The organism is Tolypothrix sp. PCC 7601, assembly GCF_025677855.1.
GTDB classification, from domain to species: Bacteria; Cyanobacteriota; Cyanobacteriia; order Cyanobacteriales; family Nostocaceae; genus Aulosira; species Aulosira diplosiphon.
Genome location: NZ_CP064879.1, coordinates 1,607,742 through 1,628,497 on the forward strand (window position 1 = coordinate 1,607,742; position 20,756 = coordinate 1,628,497).

The window sequence follows — 20,756 nt, forward strand, 5'->3', positions numbered from 1 at the left end:
CATATACAGCGTATGCAGAAACTTGTTACACAGATTTGTTACACAAGTTTTTCTATATGCTCTAACCACTAGTAAACAGTCACTCTGGACAGTCACAACAAACGTCTTGATTCTGTAACAGAATCAAGTTAAGGTAATTGAAAGGTACATTACAACGTTGAATCAATGACTAAATACCTAGTGGAGTTAAAGCACTCTACCAGTGGTGACATGAAGCTTGTACAGCTAGAGCAGGATACCCTAGAAGATGCTCATAGCCATGCCTTAGAAGCTAACCCAGGTTATGAAGTGGTAAAGGTTAAGCATACTCATGGCGGTAAGCGTAATGGTGCTGGTAGAACTAGTAAATGGGGTGATGGAGTCAAGACTAAAAATTGTAGAGTTCCTATTACTTTTGGTGACAATGCTGAAGAGATAGTCAGTGAATTAGAAATGATTAACCATATCCTTGATAGCTGGCAATCAAAAGTTGACGAGTCAAAAGCTAAATCAGCCAGTGGTCAACCTTCAGAACGTTATAAGTATGTTGCTCAACTGGTAGCTGACTTAAAACAAGCTATGAAAGTGACAGGTGAAAAGTTAGTTTAAAGTAGGTTAATAGCTTATATATAAATTTGTTACACAATTTTGTTACACAAATTTTAGTAACACATATACAGCTAAAATCTAGGGATTTATATATAACTAACTAGTGATATAAAGACAATTAAATCAACAAATAATAACCCTACCTAAAAATCTAAGATAGGGTTTTATTAATAACTTACAGTTGGATTAATTGCAGTATAACTTATTAACTGAAAGGTTTTCTAGCAAAGCTAATCTTTCATCACTTCTACGTTTCAAGTCATTCAACTGTTTCTCAATATCCTTTAATCGCTCAATCTGTTCAGGTGAAAGTTTTTTAGCACTCATTTATATTGCTCCTAAATTAAAACGAAGAGGTAAGTTCTTTAAGCTGCGATGTCAATTGTTCTATTTCTATTGCATCATTTCTCTGTTGTTGCATCGCTCTTTCATATCGTTCACTCTGTTCTTTTCTAATTTTTTCTGACTCTTCTAATCGAATCTTATCTTGCTTTGCTACTTCTAATTGCGCTCTCAAAGATTCATTTTCTTTTTCCAGTTCAGTAATTATTTCGTTCTCGATTATCGGTTCATAAAATCTAAGAAATGCATTCCATTGGTCTTGTCTCATCCTATCGAACTGTTTTCTAACTAAGTCAGGTATTGGATAATCTTTGATTGGAGCATCATTATCTTCTAACTCTTTCCACTCTCTCAGATACTTGGCAATAGTCTGATATGAACCTCCCCCTAATACCTTGCATACTCTTGCTTGAGTAACTGGTTGACCCTCAGCAAATAATTTGTCAGCAGCAACAAAAACTTTCTCTCTTGTGGCTATTGCGGCAGTCATTTATCAATTCTCCAACTGTACTGTACTGTATTTAGTACACTATAGTACAGATATACTATACCGTCTAGTGTACTGTACTGTATTTAGTACAGTTGATACAGTTCTTAGCTGTGACTTTAGCTATCTGTCAGTTAAGCCTTACCCTTAGCCCTATTGCGTTATATCCCCATAAGTAAACAAGGAGCCTTTATGTCAGGCTCCCTTGAGTAATTCTGTAAGGTGCATTCCATTTCCATGATAATGAGTATTCTGGTATAAATCAACGCCATTCCATGCAATTTAGAAAAAATCCTATCTTTATTGTGTTTATTTCTGACTAAATGCTTATTATGAGCTTATTTGAGCTTTTAAGGTTCATATTTAAAAATTCAACTGTACTGTACTGTATTACACACAGTTAATACACTTTGCTAGCTGGATTATAGTAAAAATCACCATTATTTTTTGGTCGATACCCAATAGCTAAAAGTTAATCTATTGCCGTCTAAGACCGGAAAGGTTAAACCGTTACGCCGGAAAGGTCTATGCAAGTCTAGCTAACTATCTGACTGCTTAGTTCTGTCCAGTTTCTCTTGTATTGCATCCCTACAGAACTGAGCCGGATCATCTTGTGCCTTAACCGCTTCCTTCATTGACTCAGTAACCCTAAAACTCAAATTAGCTGTTAATGCTTCCTCGCCCTTTGGTTGTATTGGTTCTAAATTTTCAGGGTTCCCTTTGGGATTAGGCATTGTTGAGAAAAGTAAATATAGCTTGAACGGTATGCGCGCAAAAGAATAGAGTCTTTTATTGGTAGGTAATGCGTCTGGAAAACTTGTTACCTACCAAATCCACCATTGAAAATGGACAGTACCATTTTATGTTTACAAGGGAAGAATTAGAAAGTTTGAGCGATAGGAAGTTAACCAACTTATGCCGACGCTACCAGTTGGAGAAACCCAGATCAACACTTCGTAAAGACAAAATTACCTACCTAATCACATTTGGTCAAATAGCTATCACTCAATTTAGGCAGGGTAGAGGATTGCGTTCACCTAGCCAAGCTGGTATTCAAACGCTAGGGAAAATCATTGAACAGATGAACACGCCTACTAATGAGCAGAAAGGATTAGTTAACTTCTCACTTGAAGATGATAGGAGAATGGAAGGACAGGACGGACAAGACCAAGAGGAATTGTTGAGACTTGGTACTGTGCATATTTTGCTTGAGAAGGCTTATAAGTTGTTAACTGGCGAGGTAGAGGATGTATAGAAAATCGTTACACAAATTTGTGTAACAAGTTTTTCTATGCGCTCTAGCACACAAAAAAAGAGAGTATTTATACTCTCTTTTGATTTATGTTAGCTAAGTATATTTAAATGTCTTTCAACGTAGTATTACGATTAGCGTCTAAGTAATGCTCGATAATGACATCAACTGAGTTACCACAACTATCAGCTAAGAGTTTTAAATCAGCCCCATTATTAGCTTGAATGCTAATAAATGTATGTCTTGTTGAGTATGGTTTGAGGTATTGCAATTTGTCTTCATTGGCTAATTCTGTGACAGCACCGGGATATGTATGTTTTTTACCTCTTACAGTACTTGTCTGATATTGCCAGCCACTTTGTAATGTCCCTCGATTTATACGCTTACCATTTTTAGTCTTAAACACTAAATCATCAGGATTTTTACCATCACCATATAGTCTTTTAAGTAGACTAATTAATCTATTCATTCCCTTCATTTTAAAAATTCTAACGCCGTCAGTTTTAGTACCTTTAGTTATTTTTGTTGCAGAATCATACGATGTTCCAAAAATTATCCAACCAGTATCAAACTTGATATGTTGCCACTTCAAAGCAAACGCTTCACCTTGTCTACAACCTGTAAGGAATAGGAACTCAACTAAATCAGCTATTTGATTAATTGTTTTTCGATTGTGATTCCTGATGTAATCAATGATTAAATCTCTCTCTTCTACTGTGTATGCTTTATAATCTTTAGCCTCAACTAACTGTTTTGACTTTTTAGATACTTTGTAATGTTGTTTTATCTCAGCAAAATAATCTTCAGTGAGTAGTTTCTGATTTATAGCGCGTTGACATATTTCACTTAATAGACTGAGCGTTTTTTTGATGTTGTCTCTATTTTTCTGTCTAGCTAAAAAATCTTTGATTATTTCATCAGCAGTTTCATTGTCTAGGGGTCTATCTAGATAGGGTTTGAGTAAGTTTGTGTATCCAACTGTGTAAATTTTTTCGTAAGTAGTTCTCTCTATTTTCCCTATACTTAGCTTCCATTCCATAAACTCTTCCCATAGTTCCCCAAGCTTAGGTAATGGTTTTGCGGTTGGTAGCTGAGTAACTGTAGCCAACATCGGCTTGATATCCAGGTACTTAATTAGGGATGGGTCAAAGTTAGTGCCATTTTGGTAGTCAATATCTTCCTGTATCCGTCGTGCTATTCCCTCAGCCCATTGTCTGTTTTCTGGTGTGTCACTTCTACCTAGTCCTTTATAGGCTTGTCTCTTTGTATAGAACTTCTGACTGATACGGCTTGAGAATTGCAATCTGAGACTTCCCTTGTCAATTCCTATCTTCACATCAGCTAATTGGTTGGAAGCCTTGCTGTTACGTTGTTTAGAGTACATCTAGTAAACCTCTAGTAATTTTAGTAAATCTAGTTATTGAATAACTCTAAAATACCAGGTTTTTCGTATTTTTATCACAACTTCCAAGTTGTAACAGTTTATTGCACTTTCGCAACCCAAAGATAAGCAGCTTCTATGAGTCATTCAGAAAAATTTAATTTTTTTCTGGGTTCTGAATTGGCAAAACAGAAATAAACCACAAAACCAAGCCTATGAAACTACCAAACGGCCCGCAATCTCCAGCGTTTGTCCAAATGCTTCAGTGGATTTTCCAGCCAATGGCGTTTATGGAAGCCTGTGCTAAACGCTATGGCGATATTTTCACTATGCAGTTAAATCCGCCTGTGGTGTTTGTCAGCAATCCCCAAGCGCTACAGCAAATTTTGACTAGCGATACTAAGGAATTTGCAGCCCCTAGCGATTGGAACACAGTATTTGAACCAATGCTAGGCAAAAATTCTGTCATTACAGTTAGTGGAGAAGTACATCGCCGTCAACGCCAGTTATTAATGCCGCCGTTTCACGGTGATAGAATGCGAACCTACGGCCAGGTAATTAACGATGTCACACAAGAAGTAATTAGCCAATGGCAGATAGATCAACCCTTCTGTGTCAGGTCAGCGATGCAAAAAATTACCATGCGGGTGATTATGCAAGCTGTATTTGGATTATACGCAGGGCCTCGCGCCGAAGAGTTAGAAGAAATTTTAGCTACTATGCTCAATGAAAGTTCTCCCTTAAGGGTAGTTGAACTTTATTTTCCGGCTCTGCGTCTAGATTTTGGCCCCCGCAGTTCTTGGGGAAGATTTCTGCGCCGCAAACAGCGCGTTCATCAACTCCTCAACGAAGAAATTCAGGAACGGCGCGAAAATCCCGATTCTTCGCGTACAGATATCCTCAGCTTACTCATGGCGGCGCGAGATGAAGCGGGTGAAGCCATGACTGATGAGGAATTGCGCGATGAATTAATGACTCTGTTGACAGCCGGACATGAAACCACAGCTACAGCCCTTACCTGGGCATTGTACTGGATTCATAAATCACCTTCTGTTCAGCAAAAACTACTACAAGAACTCGATAGTTTGGGTGAGAATCCAGACCCCAGTAGCGTTTTTAAATCACCATATCTCAGCGCTGTTTGCTCTGAAGCCTTGCGGATTTATCCAGTGGGGATGCTAACCTTCCCACGGGTAGTAAAAACACCAGTATCTTTGTGCGGTCATAACCTAGAACCCGGTACAGTCGTACTTGGTTCCATTTATCTCACCCATCAACGCGAAGATTTATATCCACAACATCAGCAATTTAAACCAGAACGCTTTTTAGAACGTCAATTTTCACCTTACGAATTTTTGCCTTTTGGTGGTGGTGCAAGACGCTGTATAGGTATGGCATTTGCCCAATTTGAAATGAAAATAGTTTTAGCAAAAATCCTCTCAAGTTGGGAATTAGCCCTAATAGATAATGGTGAAGTACGTCCGAAACGTCGTGGTTTGGTTACAGGGCCAAATCGCAGCATTCAAATGGTGGCGAAAAAACAACATCAGCTACCATCTCGCGCTTTAGAGTCAAGTAGCATTTAAAGGATGAAACTATACCAGTTTCTGCCAAAGTCTTGTTAACAGGTGGGGAAAGGTTAAGGGGAAAAGGGTAAAGGCTTTAAACCCTTCCCCTTTGCCCTTTTCCCTTTACCCAATCTACTTTAATATAGGCGATCGCATTTTCAACCCTAGCTAGGATTGAGCACAACTTAAATGCGATCGCTTTATTTTCAGTCAAAATTATAGGGGCAGTTTCGTAACCACCCCTCTAATCCCCTCATATTTAGAATTTACTTGCAGCACCCTTAGAGAAAAATATAATTACTCAGTAATATTAACCAAACTTTCTACTTGAGAAGCAGCTAATGTTGGAGCTTTAAACAGACGTGAGTAGAGATTAGATGGTTGTTGATGAGCTACAACTGGTAGAACTTGGCGTGCATGAGCAGCTACTTCTACTGTCTTCACATCATAAGTTTGAGTGATTAACTTGGGATACAAACCAATTCCGATGATGGGAACTAAAAGACAAGCGGTGATAAACAGTTCGCGGGGTTTAACATCAGGAATGAAGTTATCTAAATGTAACTCTTCGGTTTGCTTACCGTAGAACACTTGACGCAACATTGACAGTAAGTAAATCGGAGTTAAAATTACCCCTACAGCTGACAGGAGTACAACTACAACCTTAAAGCTAGAACTGTAAACATCGCTGCTAGCAATACCCAAGAACACCATCAATTCGCCAACAAAGCTACTCATTCCAGGCAAAGTGATATTACGAGAAAATACTGATGACTCATATTTTATTTTTTTACAAAATAGAATTTATGCATTGCAAATAAACTGACAATCACTGTTAAAATATGATATCTTATTGGCAAAATGGTACAGCAAAAAAATTTAAGCTTAACAGCATTAAAACTTTATTAAAAAAAACCAATAATCGGCAGCTTATTTCATGTCTACTTGCAACAATATTAATCGCTTCTTTTGCAGATAAAACATATTCACAACAACGTAGAAATTCAAATTTTGCATCTTTAGGGGAGAAAAGATGTCTGCAAGTAGAACAAACAGATTCGGGTAATGATCCAAAATATACTGCCATTAACTATGATGTTGCTGTAGGAAGAGATTTGTTGAGAGCAGTTGCATATTTGGGAGCTATATATTTTGGTGAAAAGAGAGGGTTTGCACCCAATAATACATCACCTGTTACTTGTAGATTGTCACCATTAGATAAACCTTCTAAATTTAGCACTTTGACTTTATCATTTGGCTTTCAAAATAAAAATTTTAATTGGGAAGCTGTAAGAAATTCATACGTAAATTTATCAATATTTCTAGATAATCAACTTGTGGTTCAACAAGTTGTGAGAAAAGGTGAGATATGGAGAGTACCTCTTAACATCAAAAATAAACGGACTATTGCTTTTGAAGTAGAGTGTTTTGGCGTTACACATAAAAATGCTAAATGCCCTGGATTATATATCTTTGAAGATGTTTTGGAATAACTGTAGATTATAGATATGAAGCGTAGAGAAATAATCAGGTATACTGCACTTGGTGGTTCATGTTTTTTGGTGAATTTAGGATTAATAAATTCTCAAAAAGCAGATGCTTTTTTAGGTATTCTTTTAAGATCTGCACTCATGGATACAGCTTTTAGCTTTTTGATGCGAGGAGCTTTTGGTTATGTTCGCAATGTTTGGGGAGGACATACTCAAAAATGGTATGATGAAAGACTAGATGCACAACTGGCACAGCGTAAGTTCTTATCAAGAAGTTTTACTAATGTTGTAGTTGCAACAGTGAATGAATCTGAGTACAATTACATTTTTGCGGCACAACAACAAGAAAAATTAGGCTACAATGTCGGTTTTTGTTTTCCTAAAAAAGATGGAGGTAGAAGTTCGGCGTTTGCAGGGCCAGTAAGTATTGGTATGGCTGTTACTGCTCGTTATCTTCGAGAACACGAGAAAATGACCCCAAGCGAAGTTCAGTCAGTGGTTCTACCAAGATACAAAGAATATGACAATTGGCATAACTGGTCTGAGGAAACTAGCTTGACAACTTACGCAAATACAGCATCAGATAATGGAGTACTTGTGAGATACGATTCTATTAATCCACGTCCAGGGGGTTATGGAATTATTAAAGTTACAGTTAATTTTGGCGGTCGTATTAAAATACCAGATATTCAAGTGCGGTACACATAGTAAATTAATTTTTTAGCGCTATTACAAATTAGCTCTTCATAATAAAAACCTACAACTAAACATGAGAATCTTTTTTTCTCAAGCCCCTAATCCCTAACCTTCATTTTCTAGCTAATAGTAGGCTAATAAACATTAGAGGGGCAGTTTCGCAACCACCCCTCTAATCCCCTCATATTTAGAATTTACTTGCAGCACCCTTAGAGAAAAATATAATTACTCAGTAATATTAACCAAACTTTCTACTTGAGAAGCAGCTAATGTTGGAGCTTTAAACAGACGTGAGTAGAGATTAGATGGTTGTTGATGAGCCACAACTGGTAGAACTTGGCGTGCATGAGCAGCTACTTCTACTGTCTTCACATCATAAGTTTGAGTGATTAATTTGGGATACAAACCAATGCCGATGATGGGAACTAAAAGACAAGCGGTGATAAACAGTTCGCGGGGTTTAACATCAGGGATGAAGTTATCTAAATGTAACTCTTCGGTTTGCTTACCGTAGAACACTTGACGCAACATCGACAGTAAGTAAATCGGAGTTAAAATTACGCCTACTGCTGACAGTAGTACAACTACAACTTTAAAGCTAGAACTGTAAACATCGCTGCTAGCAATACCCAAGAACACCATCAATTCACCGACAAAGCCACTCATTCCAGGTAAAGCTAGAGAAGCCATTGAACCGGCTGTAAATAAAGCGAAGGTGCGGGGCATTACTTTACCCATACCGCCCATTTTGTCCATCATCAAGGTGTGGGTACGTTCGTAAGTCACACCAGACAAGAAGAACAAGCTAGCAGCAATTAAACCGTGAGAAATCATCTGGAGAACAGCGCCGCTGATCCCAATTTCTGTATAGGAAGCAATCCCAATTAACACAAACCCCATATGAGCAATTGAAGAGTAAGCCAATCGACGTTTGAGGTTAGTTTGAGCAAAGGCGCAACAAGCACCGTAAACAATATTTACTACACCTAAGATTGCTAACACTGGTGCAAAAATAACATGGGCATTAGGTAGCATTTCAATGTTGAAGCGAATTAATGCATAACCACCCATCTTCAGCAGCACACCAGCCAAAATCATGGAACCAGGTGCAGATGCTTCACCATGTGCATCAGGTAGCCAAGTATGTAGAGGGAAAATTGGTAGTTTGACACCAAAGGCAATTAAAAAACCTGCGTAAACTAATAATTCCAAAGCTTGAGAATAATTCTTCATTCCCAGAGTCGCCATATCAAAGCTGACGGTATCTCCAGAGAATGCCATTGCAAAACCAGCTACTAATATAAATATTGATGCAGCAGCAGTGTAGAGAATAAACTTAGTTGCAGCATAGCGGCGGTTTTGTCCACCCCAAATAGAAATCAGCAGGTACACAGGTACCAACTCGATTTCCCACATTAAGAAGAACAATAGTAAATCTTGAGCGACAAACACACCCAGCTGGGCGCTGTACATCACCAGCATTAATCCATAAAATAAACGCGGCTTGTTGGTTACTTTCCAAGCCGCGAAAATCGCTAGGGTATTAATTAAACCGGTAAGTAACACTAAAGGCATTGACAAGCCATCAACTGCTACAGACCAATTCAAACCTAACTGTGGTACCCAAGAATATTTTTCTACTAGTTGGAAACTTGAATTTTGAAAGTCATAGTTATGCCAAAAGGCATAAATCATTAGTGCAAAGTCTGCTAGCGCTACTCCTAAACCATACCAGCGGACTGTTTTACCTTCTTTATCGGGGATAAAGGGGATGGCTATTGATGCCATCAGGGGCAAGAGAATTATGGCGGTTAGCCAAGGAACTTGAATAGGACTCATCACTTATGACAATCGTTTTGCGTTTTTGCTTTTAATTGCAGTATATGAACCAATTTGTACTTTTGTAAACGTAATTTATCCCTATACTAGCAAATCTTTAGATTTTGGTAGAGATAAATACTCATTCGTTTTGCCGTCCACCATTCTAATTGTAAAGTTTTGCAACGTCAATGTGGGGTGAATCTTTCTATTTATTTGATTTAAATATTTATAGGGAATGTGAAAATTCCATAAAAAAGGCGGCTGTGCCACCTTTTTGGTTAGATTCGTGATTATGTCCAAGGTGAGATATCTTGTAACGAAGCAGAATACAGGAAATAAATAAGTATTAATTACTAAGGAGTGTGTACTCGCTTCATTATGAAGCTAGCTGATTCTTCCCTCCAAGGTTTTTGATTCAGAATTCAACGTGAGTGATGAAGTGTAGAAGAAGAAAGCAGAAGAACTAGGGGAATAGAGGAGATAATTTTCCAGTTTATATATAGATATAGGAATTAATACGCCTTAAAGGTAAATTTGGCTGACTTTCGCGAGATTTAGATCCCCGACTTTTTGGAAAAGTCGGGGATCTGAAACGCAACTTTGCTTAAGTTAAGTCGTATTCCACCCTACACGCATTTCAGCAATCAAATATGAACCCTAATAGGTATTGTTGAGCTTACTTCAAAATCTGCGATTTTATTTCTTGCTCTATGGCATCGCTAATAATCTCCGTGCCCATAGCTGGTTTGTCAAGATTGACTCTCATAAAATTGGTTTGATCATTTGCTGTAAATTTTTTATCCTTATCAGAGTCTTTAATAACTTTAATAAATAAAGCATTTTGGCTGGGGACAATTACCCAATTCAAAATTTGAGTATTATTCGGGGTGATTTGCAGCAAATTTTTGCCTGATAAATCAGATAGATAACCTGCGATCGCATCTGTACTGTTGAGTTTTTTATCAGCGTTGGTATCTTGCTCGACAATTCTATATAACCAAAATCGCGTAGGTGTTTTACCTGGTATTTTGGTTTCCAAAAACTCGTAGCTATTAATCAGCGCTTTTTTATTTAATAACAGATGGCTTTCTCCATCTTGTTTATGATAAAAAATAAAATTATACAATTGGTTTTCTCTACCTGAAGAACGCGAAATACTATAATCGCTGTCTTTTTCTAAATATTCTCCGGGGAGAGTTACAGGAATCATCAGATAATCTGATTGCTCTTTTATAATTAAATCGCCATAGGTAATATTTTGTTGTGCCTTTTTTTCTTGAGTCGTATTGGCTTGTGTCTGCTCTATTCTTCTATTAGAAGTTGGCACACATGATGCAGCGAGTAAAGTTATAAATATTGCTGTAGTAATTTTCTGCCAACACCTATTAATACTCATTCAAATCTCCCAGCTAGATATTTTTTGTCTATTGTATTCCTAGCGAGAAATTTTACCTAAGTTAACGAAAATTACCATTCAAAAGCGCTTATATGCCGGATTAATTTAGATATAAAACTCAAAAACCTGGTCATTGGTGACCAGGTTCGCTCGAATTCACTGTTTTCAAATCGTTAACTTTAATAAGTAGGTGGAGAAATCAACAACTAAGGTGGACTTAACAACTAACAACTTCAGCACTTTTCGTTTTTCCGCTTTGGGATTTGGCTTTGCCTTTTGTTAAAAGACTTTACGCCACTTAACTATGAATATGCTGAAACTTGCTTGGGCTGCTGACAGGAGACACCGAGTCATTTGCCCTTTGGGTTTGGTTGTTTGTTATCTGGTGTCTTATGAATATCAAGATATCACTCCTCGCATTAGGAGAAAACTGTTGTTAACTAAAGTTGATGTTTTGTTTAATTCTGCAATACAGATTGAAGTTTGTATACAACTATGGTTGATATGTAGCGAATCTTTTCTGAGTGAGGTACTAGAAACAGCAGGTGGGCAAAGGGAAAAGGTGAAAGGCGAAGGGGAAAGGGAAAATACCAAACTTTTCCCCTTCTCTTGTTCCCAACTTCTGTAAGCAGTCTAATTTAGCGGACTTTCCGAAGAGTTATATGCTGAATATGGCTAAGACAGTCATGCTTGGAGCGATCGCAATCATCTACCCTTGTATATCGCAATCATCTACCCTTGTATTAGGAAGGGTTACCATTCCCACATGAGTTTACTTTCATCGAGTTGATCGGTAACGATGCGCCCAATAGTATCGATTTCCGATATTTCTGCATCTGAAAGTTTGATTTCTCCAGCCACGGCGTTATCTTTTGCTTGTTGGGGATAACGCGCACCTGCGATCGCATTTGTTTGTGGTTGAGCGATTAGCCAAGCTAGGGCTAACTGAGCCAAGGTAGCATTATGGCTTTCTGCTATGGGGCGTAGTTTATCTAAAGCTTGTTGGGCGCGTTCAAAGTTTTCACCTTGAAATAGCCTATTTTTAGCACGATTATCGGCTGGGTCAAATTGATGTCCGGGAGAAAATTTACCTGTTAATAATCCTTGGGCTAAAGGTGAATAAGCAAGAATAGAAATTTGATGTTCGACACAATAGGGCATTAACTCTTTTTCTACTGGTCGCCAAAATAGAGAATAGGGTGGTTGTAAACTATCAATGCTGCCATATTGGGCAGCCTCTGCTAATTGCTCGCAAGAAAAATTAGAAACTCCAATGGCGCGAATTTTTCCTTGCTCTTTCAAGAAATTAAGAGCCTTCATAGTCTCTTCAATTGGGACTATTTCGGTATTAAAAGCACCAGATGGCCAATGAATTTGATATAGGTCTATGTAGTCAGTTTTTAAATTTTTTAAAGACCGTTCGCAAGCGGCGATTACTTGGTCATACTTAAGATGGTTCGCAAAAACTTTTGTGGCGTACTCAACTTGCGATCGCACATCGGATAAAGCTTCAGCTACAATGCGTTCAGAGTGTCCATCACCATAGACCTCAGCCGTATCAATTGTGGTAATTCCAGCCTCAAATGCAACTCGAATTGTTTTAATAGAGTCATCATCTTCAATACCCACCCACATTCTTTTACCAGCTTGCCAAGTCCCCATTAAGATAGGTGTGATTTTGACATCTGATGTTCCGAGAGTTCGCTTTTCCATAGTTCCTAATTCATATCCCTGGACAGTTTCAAACTGTAACGGTATTAGCGTGAAATTAAATCAGAGTTAAAGTAGATATCCATGAACTTGACCACAACTTTTCATGCACTCAAAGAATGGGCAGTTGCTATTGATGCCTTAGAAAATGGCAACACGATTATGTTGCTTCGCAAAGGCGGTATCCATGAACAAAATGGACTTTTTCAAGTTGCTCATCATCAGGTTTTACTCTACCCTACATTTGAGCATCAACAAACTTTTCTGCTTAAATCTGAGTATGCTAATCTTGTTTGCCCAGTTACATCTGGCTGGCATCCGGAAACGGTTCGCATCGGTAGTTGGGCGGAAATTACCGATATTTTACCTGTAAGGGACGAGTCAACTGTTAACAAGTTGCTTCCCTTCCATATTTGGAATGAGCATTTTATTAGCGATCGCTTAAAATGGAAAGCCCGTCAACCTTTGTATATTCTCCTACTGCGGACTTATAAACTCGCGAAAATACAGGAAATTCCTTATCTTTCTCAATATGGTGGTTGTAAGTCTTGGATTGATTTAGCACAACCAATTGATATCTCCGCAGCAGAACCAGTTTTGTCTGAGTCTAGCTATCAGCAGTTAGTCGGGGAAATTCGTACTATTGTGGGCGATAAATTATATGCCCCATCTTTGTAATACCCTGATTTTTAATTCCACTTCTGGCAAGTATCCTAGCTGCTAAATTCGCTGTTCCTCTCGGCTGAATCGCAGATGTGGTAAGGATACAGCCAAGTAAAGTTATCTCGTAACTCTAAGGTTGCACAGCTTTAACATTAGCAAATATAAATAATTCCGACTTGTGTGACTAGAAAAACAAATATGTGAACCATCACTTGTGACTTCAAATAGTAGCTCTTGCTACATACACTAGCAAAAACCGCAAGTACTATTAAAAAAACTTCACCCTATATCAAGGAAGAGTAGAAGACTTGGTTGACTCTGTTACTATGGGCCTGCGGAAAAAGTCCGTTGGGTTAACGGCTTGTGGGTAATTATCTGTTCTCAACCAATAGGAAATTTACAGCTATCGCAATTAAGCAGAAAAATTATCCCAAAGGGTGATGTGGGTATTGACAAAAATCTGCAAATATGCAATATATGCTTAAAGCAAAGGAGTTTACCATGCAAGGACAAATGTGCTGGTTATCTAGTTTAGGTGCTGATGGGGAGAAAATTTTGCATTTGCAAGCTTCACCTAATCAGCCTTGGCGGCCATACAACGCTTGTAGGGAATATGCTGTTCCTGATTATAAAATACCAGGTGGTTCTAAAGGTTGGGCAACTTATCAAAAATTGCTGAAGGCTGGCTGGACACTTGTACCAAGCGCTCGTGCCAACGAGTTTGTCAATAATTATTCCGATTCAATAATCCAAAATCAATAGTCCACAGTTCATCCTGAAGACTGTGGACTTAAATTTATGAACATTCAATAACCGATAGCGGCACCTTCACCGCGAGGATCGGCTGCTCCCTCTAAATTGCGATCTGCGGTTACTACAATCGCATTAGCATTACCCCAAGGAGTTGTTTGCTTGATGTTATGTCCACGTCGGCGCAACTCTTGTAAAGTCAGAGCATCCAAACCCCAAGGTTCTACTCGCAACTCATCGGGAAGCCACTGGTGATGTATGCGTGGAGCAGAAACTGCTGCACCAGCATCCATGCCATATTCCAACACGTTAAGGATAACTTGTAATACTTGAGTGATGATCGTACTACCACCAGGCGCACCTACAGCCATTCGTAAATGACCATTTTCAGTGACAATTGTAGGTGTCATGCTAGATAACGGCGTTTTGCGAGGTGCGATGCCGTTGGCAAGCTGCGCTAACGCGTTCGCTTCGTTACCAACCAAGCCAAAAGCATTAGGTACACCAGGTGCAGCAGCAAAATCATCCATCTCATTGTTCAGCACAATTCCTGTTCCAGGTGTCACTACACCTGCGCCAAAACCAAGGTTAATTGTAAATGTCAAACTAACGGCATTGTGCTGTGCATCTACAACTGTTAAATGACTAGTTTCTGGCGATTCCGAAAATTTTGGATTACTTCGTTGCGTTAAACCTAATGGTAAAGCCTGACTAAACTGTTGTAATGTTTTTTGGTCTACTGGTTTTACCTCTGTCGCAGGTTTAGCAACTTCCATGTTAATTTCTTGACGGCGTTTTTTAGCATAGGCGGTGCTAATAAGTTGCTGTACAGGGACTTTCACAAAATCAGGATCGCCTAAATATTGGGAACGATCTGCGTAAGCTATTTTCATTGCCTCTACCATGAGATGTAAAGCATCGGGGTGATGCCAGCCCCAAGATTTTAAATTGCTGTCCCCAATAATGTTTAAAATTTGCAATAGGTGAACTCCTCCCGAAGAAGGTGGTGGCATTGAGCAGATTTTAGCTTGATGAAAATTGCCACAAATGGGAGTCCGCCAAATCGGTTTGTAGGCTTTTAAGTCTGCCAAAGTAATTAAACCACCATTTTTAGCCATATCTGCAGCGATCGCTTGGGCAATATTACCTGTATAAAAACTTTGGGGATTTTGAGCGATCGCTTCTAGAGTTTTGGCTAAGTCACGCTGCACTAACCTTTCCCCTGGCTGATAATATTCACCATTGCGCGTAAAAATTTCTCGCGCTGCTGGGTTGCTGAGAATTACTGGCTTGCGATTTTCGTAGGCTGGTAAAGAACGGTAAGTTACCAAAGGATTCAGGATAAAGCCATCTTTGGCGAGTGCGATCGCAGGTTTTATTACCTCTCGCCAAGGCAGCTTACCATAACGGCGATGCACTTCATACATTCCTGCCACCGTTCCTGGTGTCGCTACTGCTAAATAACCATTGATACTTGCATTCGGACGTACCTTACCTTGTGCATCTAAGTAAAGATTTCTTGTAGCCTTGATGGGTGCGCGTTCCCGAAAATCCAGCGCTTTCATTTCGCCAGTTTTTTCGGAATGCATCAGCAAAAATCCACCCCCACCAATTCCTGCAGAAAAAGGCTCAACCACAGAAATTGCAAAGGTTGTGGCGACTGCTGCATCAACTGCATTCCCACCTTTGCGTAACATCGAAATCCCTGCATCGCTGGCTAAGGGATGCGCTGATACCACCATCCCTTGTTTACTGCGTAGGGGTATAGTAAAAGCAGCTGATACAACTTGGCTAGGAAGCAGAACGCTCAGAGAAAAGATGGTAAATGCAACGCGCTGCAATTTAGGATTACGCACTTTTATACCATTTAGTTTAATGTGATGCTTTGCAATCTCTCATAAAATATCTATATTGAAAAGTATTTTTCGTAATATTTGTAGGATGCGTTAGCCTGCGGCGTAACGCATCGTCTATAGTTATAACTTCAATCCTAATTTATCCATAAACTTTAACATCTTTTGGATTTGATATTTATCTCCTAAAATCTGATAAATTTTATATGCATAACGGTAATAATAAATAGCTTCTTCAGAATGATGTAGCCTCTGGAGATTATTCCCTAAAATCAGAGATAGTTTAGCTACTTCTCGATGATTTTTCTGGGCTTGAGCGAGGATAAAAGCAGACTGTAAAAATCCCATTGCTTGAGAGAATCGCGCTGATGAATAATATATATAACCAAGATTAAATAATAGCTGTTGCTGATTTTGCTGATTTCCTATATCTTGCAAAAGATTTACAGATTGCTGATAAGGTGCTGAAGCACAATCCTGTTTCACTAAATGATGATGTGTAACACCAATTGCTTCTATAGGTTGCCGATGAATACTTAAAGATTCAATATTGTATTCTCTTACTGGCTCAGATAAATTCATTTTTTTGGACAAATCATTTAATCCGTGCAAAATTACACTGCGGACTCTGGACTCGCCTAGTTCATCAGAAATATTTAGAGAAGTTGTCAAACAATCTATTGCTTGATGATAATGATGCAGACCTTTATATGCCTGTCCTAGAATGTTAAAACTAATCATCACTAGGCTTTGATTATCAATAGCTTTCGCCAGCAAGAGTGATTTATTACAATAACTAATTGCTTGATGCCACTCTTGTAATTGGAGATAAATACCAGCAATATTTCCTAGGGCATCGCCTATAGCTTTGATATCCTCCATTTCTTGAGCAATTATCAAAACTTTCTGTTTATATCTTAGGGATTCTTGGTAATTACCTAGACACTGATAAACATTGGCTAGAGAATCCAAAGCACTTTTCTGGCAAATGCGTTGATTTATTTCGTAACTAATAGCTAACTGATTTTTGAAATGCTCAATTGCTATTTCAAACTGTCCCAAATTTTGGTAACTAGTTCCTAAAGCTGATATTCCGGCGATGTGTAAGACTCTGTTCTCAGTCTCACAGGTAATTTTGACTAATTTTGTAAAATACTTAATCGCATCATGGTCTTGTCGCAGTTGAAAATAACAATTACCTATATTGTATAAAGCTATTTCTTGCCACTCTTTAGTACCCATCCTCTGAGATAAGGCAAGCAGCAGCTTATGATACTCTAAAGCTTGTGCAAAGTTAAATAGTTTTTCGTAAATAGCTGCTAGCTGGCTCAAGCAAGTTAGTTCTTCCTGTAAAGCGTGACTGCGGCGACTAATTGAAAGCCTCTCCAAGTAATAAGCAAGCCGCTTACGCAGGAGGTGCATGAGATGTTGTTCATCTTCTCCCAACATATTGAGTAGAAAGTATAGTTTTTAACTTAGGTAAAATTTGACTGTATAAATATCCAGCCAAAGGTGATTACAGTAATACGTAACATGTTACTGGTAGCATTTGATAAATAGATTTGGTAAAGATTTTCTATTTTTCATATAAACTTTAAATTTTCTTAGTAAAGCTTTTAATAGCAGATGCTATTTAAAGTATATATTCGGACGAAAAATATTACTTAACCATCGTATTTATACTTAAAATATTGGCATTTACTCAGTAAAATACCAGTTTTAAATCACACATTACTTATGACATACAAATTCTTTAGAAGTTCCATAAGATAGCAAAAAAGCACAAACTGAGACTTTTATTATTGTAGTAATAAAATAGCAATTATCAAATTTATCTACTGAGTCTCTGGGAAATAGATGCTTTTGTGATAGCTACAATTTTTTACTATATACTGAGCTATTTTATAGCTAATTTAAGCTAAAAGGTTAATTAAGCCGGAAAATAAGCCTTAAACAAGTAAATTAGTGCATAATATCTGTCATATTTGCTTAAGCTAATTTTTAAATGGCTTATCTACCGTAAAAGACGCTATGGTATAGCGACGCTGAGGCATATGACGACATATTTTGCAATTTTCAACTTTAATCTGGAGTTTTTTCTTCCAACCCTCAGAGAGATGCAGAATCTTAGGGTTGCTTTTTTTAATTAAATATCAAATATAAATACCACCCAGGATTAATTAACTTTTTGCTGGAAATTAGCAAATCATTGAAGAGTTGCATAGGCTAAAAGGATGATGAATTTTTCAGGTTTCAAAATCAAGAGTTGCTGTTGGTTATAAATTGCGATCGCCTGTGAAAGCAAAATTCTACAATTCAGCTTGAGCTAACTGATAACCGGGAATATCCCCAATACCTTACGGAATTCAACGTCATGAATGGCCAGAAGTAGCAACCAACTTGGAACAAACAGAGACTAACTACTCTGTTTCCAGCCATGCGCTCAAAGTAATTGCTGAAATAGATGGTAGCCTAAAATTTTGCGATCGCTTCGGGCAAATTATCCGTGCCGAACTACCGCCCCAATGCAAAAGTGAAGAGTGGATTCATCAAGCCCAACTGCGAACAGAAGAACGCATTTATGTCTTAGGGGAACGGGCTTCGACGCTGAATTTGCGCGCTGCTAAAGATGAACAGCAACAAAGTAAAACCTACCGGATGTGGAACTATGATGCGGCGGGGATGTATCTTCCAGGTTCCGATCCCATGTATCTCTGCATTCCGGTATATCTAGGTTTACATTCTCTGGGTAGCTATCTAGTTTTTTATGAAAATTCCTTGTTCAGTTGAAAGTGCTGGGTGCTGAGTTGGAGAGACACGATTAATCGCGTCTGTACAAGAGTCAAAAGTTACTTCTTTCTTTTCCTCATTACTCATTACTCAATCCCCAATGTGGCACATTGGCAACTACCTACGAGAATAAGTAGATATATTGCATATATTACCAAGATGTTTTCACATATTATTCTAAAGACAGGTGGCGACCTGTTTTTTTATGGCCAAAAATTCGGCATTTTGGCAACTTTTGCAATTTTAGCCATGTTATTGTCAAATACATTGAGGATTGACCCAGGTTGCAACATCATAAATAGGAGCAATGGACTTTATTGTTGTTTGCCCTCTAATAATCCTGACGACCTATTAAACTTATTTGTGTATTTTTCCAGAGTACAAGGTGTATTACCGCTTTCAAGCTATCTGGACGGGATAATACCCGTCTTTTATTATGCTTTGTATCTAAATAAAAATATATAGCTTTGTAATATCAGCTTTTAATGAATTTGAACACAGCCTATAGGACTGGAGTTTAGATTAATCAGCAAAAAATTACCCAACAATTCTGAATATTCAGCAGCATATAATAATCCGATTTGATTTCTGAAAAATCTCATACCAATTCAAATAATGTTTGCGACAGATAAATTCTTTGTAGGGGCACGGCACCAGTAAGATATTTGATATGCCAAAAGATTGTGGATGCCGTGCCCCTACGCATCTGTCGCTGCTAACGCATCCTACAGAAGTGGAATATTACGCGGAAAATAATAAGGCTGGAATTTGTTCTAACACTTTTAGTGCTTTTAAAGAACCCCGAATTAAATTAGTAGCAGCAATAGGCTGTCGGAGTAATGTAATTGCTAAAGGTAAGGGTTTTAGCGAACCATCAGCACTAATTGCTGATGTCAGGTTAGGGATATCATGTTGACAGTCGTCGCTGACTACACGCAACATAGCTACAGAAATGTCCAACGGATTGAAAAACTCTAACGCGGCAAATCCTTCCATATCTACAACATCTGCACCTGAAGTATCTGCGAGATGGCGTTTTTCGCTAGCCGTACAAATGACGCGATCGCTTGTTAGTCCTTTGACTAAAGATAGTGCTGAGTGCTGAGTGCTGAGTGCTGAGTGTAATTGTGCAGTGAAAGTGCGATCGCACTCTTGTACATTTCCTTGATAAGTACAGTTCTCATACAGCACAATTGTGCCTACAGGGTAGCGGGGCGATAAACTACCGCACACACCCATAATTAGCACTCTCACTTCTGAATAATTGAAAACTGTACTATTAGCTTGCAATTGATGCAGATATGTGGTTAAAGCTTTCATCCCCACAGGTATAGGCGTAACCGTCAGCGCCGTGCTACTAATAGTTGTTTTAGTTTTAAAGCCTTTTATTACAGCTTTAAACTCTGCACCTTGGGGAACAAGAATTATATTGGGCATGGGGGATTGGGCATTGGGCATTGGGTTTTTGGTGATGGGTAATTGGTAATGGGTAATTGGTAATTGGTAATGGGTAATTGGTAATTGGTAATGGGTAATTGGTAATTGGTAATTGGTAATAAAAATTTCTCCCCAGCTTCCTCATCCCCCTCATCTCCCTAATCCCCAGTCCCCAATCCCCAGTCCCCAGTCCCCAATCCCCTCAACCCGCTTGCGGAGAATGAATTGCAAAGTGCGTAACGCCATCCTAGCTAGCTTCGGGATTAATTCTGGCTTGAGCAATCGGGAATCATACTTACTCATACGCAGATGATTTTCTTGGATACGTACATTCAGAAACTTTTCTAAGGTGAGGTCGTCGGTGAAAGTACTAGCCCCGGTAGCGGTGAAACCAGTACCACTGGGATCGGCATCGCCAAAGGCAGTAATTGAAATTAAGCAATATTGCAGTCTGACGGTAGATATAATTCGCAAACTTTGGGTGTTGTACTGTAGCATGACTAATAATTGTGTCACCCGCACGATGATTTTC

Annotated in this window: 19 protein-coding genes and 1 pseudogene; 8 read left to right on the top strand and 12 right to left on the bottom strand. The window is 38.6% G+C overall.

Annotation, left to right across the window (positions count from 1 at the left end):
* Positions 1-165 precede the first annotated feature (165 nt).
* Complete coding sequence (locus HG267_RS06655; protein ID WP_045871713.1) at positions 166-588, top strand: hypothetical protein; 423 nt, start codon at positions 166-168, stop codon at positions 586-588.
* Between the two features lie 186 nt (positions 589-774).
* On the opposite strand, the gene HG267_RS06660 is transcribed toward HG267_RS06655, so the two are convergent.
* The 3 genes from HG267_RS06660 to HG267_RS06670 form a co-directional block, all read right to left on the bottom strand.
* A complete protein-coding gene (locus HG267_RS06660) occupies positions 775-915 on the bottom strand; it encodes a hypothetical protein (RefSeq protein WP_155539393.1) in 141 nt (46 codons plus the stop codon).
* A gap of 16 nt (positions 916-931) precedes the next feature.
* The gene (locus HG267_RS06665) at positions 932-1,420 is read right to left on the bottom strand and encodes a DNA-binding protein (protein ID WP_045871714.1); all 489 of its coding nucleotides are present in this window, start codon (positions 1,418-1,420) and stop codon (positions 932-934) included.
* 536 nt (positions 1,421-1,956) lie between these two features.
* A complete protein-coding gene (locus HG267_RS06670) occupies positions 1,957-2,151 on the bottom strand; it encodes a hypothetical protein (protein ID WP_045871715.1) in 195 nt (64 codons plus the stop codon).
* Between the two features lie 128 nt (positions 2,152-2,279).
* Here HG267_RS06670 and HG267_RS06675 point away from each other — a divergent pair, with 128 nt between their 5' ends.
* A complete protein-coding gene (locus HG267_RS06675) occupies positions 2,280-2,672 on the top strand; it encodes a hypothetical protein (protein ID WP_045871791.1) in 393 nt (130 codons plus the stop codon).
* 103 nt (positions 2,673-2,775) lie between these two features.
* On the opposite strand, the gene HG267_RS06680 is transcribed toward HG267_RS06675, so the two are convergent.
* Positions 2,776-4,053: a tyrosine-type recombinase/integrase gene (locus tag HG267_RS06680; RefSeq protein ID WP_045871716.1), complete on the bottom strand. Its 1,278-nt coding sequence runs from the start codon at positions 4,051-4,053 to the stop codon at positions 2,776-2,778.
* Between the two features lie 212 nt (positions 4,054-4,265).
* On the opposite strand from HG267_RS06680, the gene HG267_RS06685 reads away from it, so the two are divergent.
* Positions 4,266-5,636, top strand: coding sequence for a cytochrome P450 (locus HG267_RS06685; protein WP_045871717.1), 1,371 nt, complete (start codon positions 4,266-4,268; stop codon positions 5,634-5,636).
* 279 nt (positions 5,637-5,915) lie between these two features.
* Here HG267_RS06685 and HG267_RS06690 read toward each other — a convergent pair.
* Positions 5,916-6,374, bottom strand: a pseudogene (locus tag HG267_RS06690) (NAD(P)H-quinone oxidoreductase subunit 4); the annotation flags it as partial.
* 86 nt (positions 6,375-6,460) lie between these two features.
* On the opposite strand from HG267_RS06690, the gene HG267_RS06695 reads away from it, so the two are divergent.
* Both HG267_RS06695 and HG267_RS06700 read left to right on the top strand, forming a co-directional pair.
* Entirely contained in the window at positions 6,461-7,111 is a 651-nt protein-coding gene (locus HG267_RS06695) for a hypothetical protein (protein ID WP_045871719.1), read from the top strand.
* A 15-nt stretch (positions 7,112-7,126) separates the two neighbouring features.
* Positions 7,127-7,816 (top strand): hypothetical protein, encoded by a 690-nt coding sequence (locus tag HG267_RS06700; protein ID WP_045871720.1) that lies wholly within the window; start codon positions 7,127-7,129, stop codon positions 7,814-7,816.
* A 213-nt stretch (positions 7,817-8,029) separates the two neighbouring features.
* Here HG267_RS06700 and HG267_RS06705 read toward each other — a convergent pair whose 3' ends face one another.
* From HG267_RS06705 to HG267_RS06715, 3 genes are all read right to left on the bottom strand, one after another.
* Positions 8,030-9,643, bottom strand: coding sequence for an NAD(P)H-quinone oxidoreductase subunit 4 (locus HG267_RS06705; protein ID WP_045871721.1), 1,614 nt, complete (start codon positions 9,641-9,643; stop codon positions 8,030-8,032).
* Between the two features lie 658 nt (positions 9,644-10,301).
* A complete protein-coding gene (locus HG267_RS06710; RefSeq protein ID WP_045871722.1) occupies positions 10,302-11,021 on the bottom strand; it encodes a hypothetical protein in 720 nt (239 codons plus the stop codon).
* A gap of 753 nt (positions 11,022-11,774) precedes the next feature.
* On the bottom strand, positions 11,775-12,734 hold the full coding sequence (locus HG267_RS06715; protein ID WP_045871724.1) for an aldo/keto reductase: 960 nt from the start codon (positions 12,732-12,734) through the stop codon (positions 11,775-11,777).
* An 81-nt stretch (positions 12,735-12,815) separates the two neighbouring features.
* Between HG267_RS06715 and HG267_RS06720 the strand changes: the two genes are divergently transcribed.
* Positions 12,816-13,409 carry a DUF1802 family protein gene (locus HG267_RS06720; protein ID WP_194007834.1) on the top strand — a complete coding sequence of 198 codons (594 nt, stop codon included), beginning with the start codon at positions 12,816-12,818 and terminating at the stop codon, positions 13,407-13,409.
* 486 nt (positions 13,410-13,895) lie between these two features.
* Positions 13,896-14,156: a hypothetical protein gene (locus HG267_RS06725; RefSeq protein WP_045871792.1), complete on the top strand. Its 261-nt coding sequence runs from the start codon at positions 13,896-13,898 to the stop codon at positions 14,154-14,156.
* A gap of 44 nt (positions 14,157-14,200) precedes the next feature.
* Here HG267_RS06725 and ggt read toward each other — a convergent pair whose 3' ends face one another.
* Both ggt and HG267_RS06735 read right to left on the bottom strand, forming a co-directional pair.
* The gene (gene ggt / locus HG267_RS06730) at positions 14,201-16,000 is read right to left on the bottom strand and encodes a gamma-glutamyltransferase (protein ID WP_194007835.1); all 1,800 of its coding nucleotides are present in this window, start codon (positions 15,998-16,000) and stop codon (positions 14,201-14,203) included.
* A gap of 120 nt (positions 16,001-16,120) precedes the next feature.
* Entirely contained in the window at positions 16,121-17,419 is a 1,299-nt protein-coding gene (locus tag HG267_RS06735) for a tetratricopeptide repeat protein (protein WP_235623077.1), read from the bottom strand.
* A 942-nt stretch (positions 17,420-18,361) separates the two neighbouring features.
* On the opposite strand from HG267_RS06735, the gene HG267_RS06740 reads away from it, so the two are divergent.
* Positions 18,362-18,787: a hypothetical protein gene (locus tag HG267_RS06740; RefSeq protein WP_339374046.1), complete on the top strand. Its 426-nt coding sequence runs from the start codon at positions 18,362-18,364 to the stop codon at positions 18,785-18,787.
* Positions 18,788-19,528: 741 nt separating this feature from the next.
* Here the strand turns inward: HG267_RS06740 and HG267_RS06745 are convergent.
* Together HG267_RS06745 and HG267_RS06750 are read right to left on the bottom strand one after the other, a co-directional pair.
* Positions 19,529-20,245 (bottom strand): phosphorylase, encoded by a 717-nt coding sequence (locus HG267_RS06745; protein WP_228045535.1) that lies wholly within the window; start codon positions 20,243-20,245, stop codon positions 19,529-19,531.
* 129 nt (positions 20,246-20,374) lie between these two features.
* The gene (locus tag HG267_RS06750; protein WP_096622342.1) at positions 20,375-20,746 is read right to left on the bottom strand and encodes a hypothetical protein; all 372 of its coding nucleotides are present in this window, start codon (positions 20,744-20,746) and stop codon (positions 20,375-20,377) included.
* Positions 20,747-20,756: the final 10 nt, after the last annotated feature.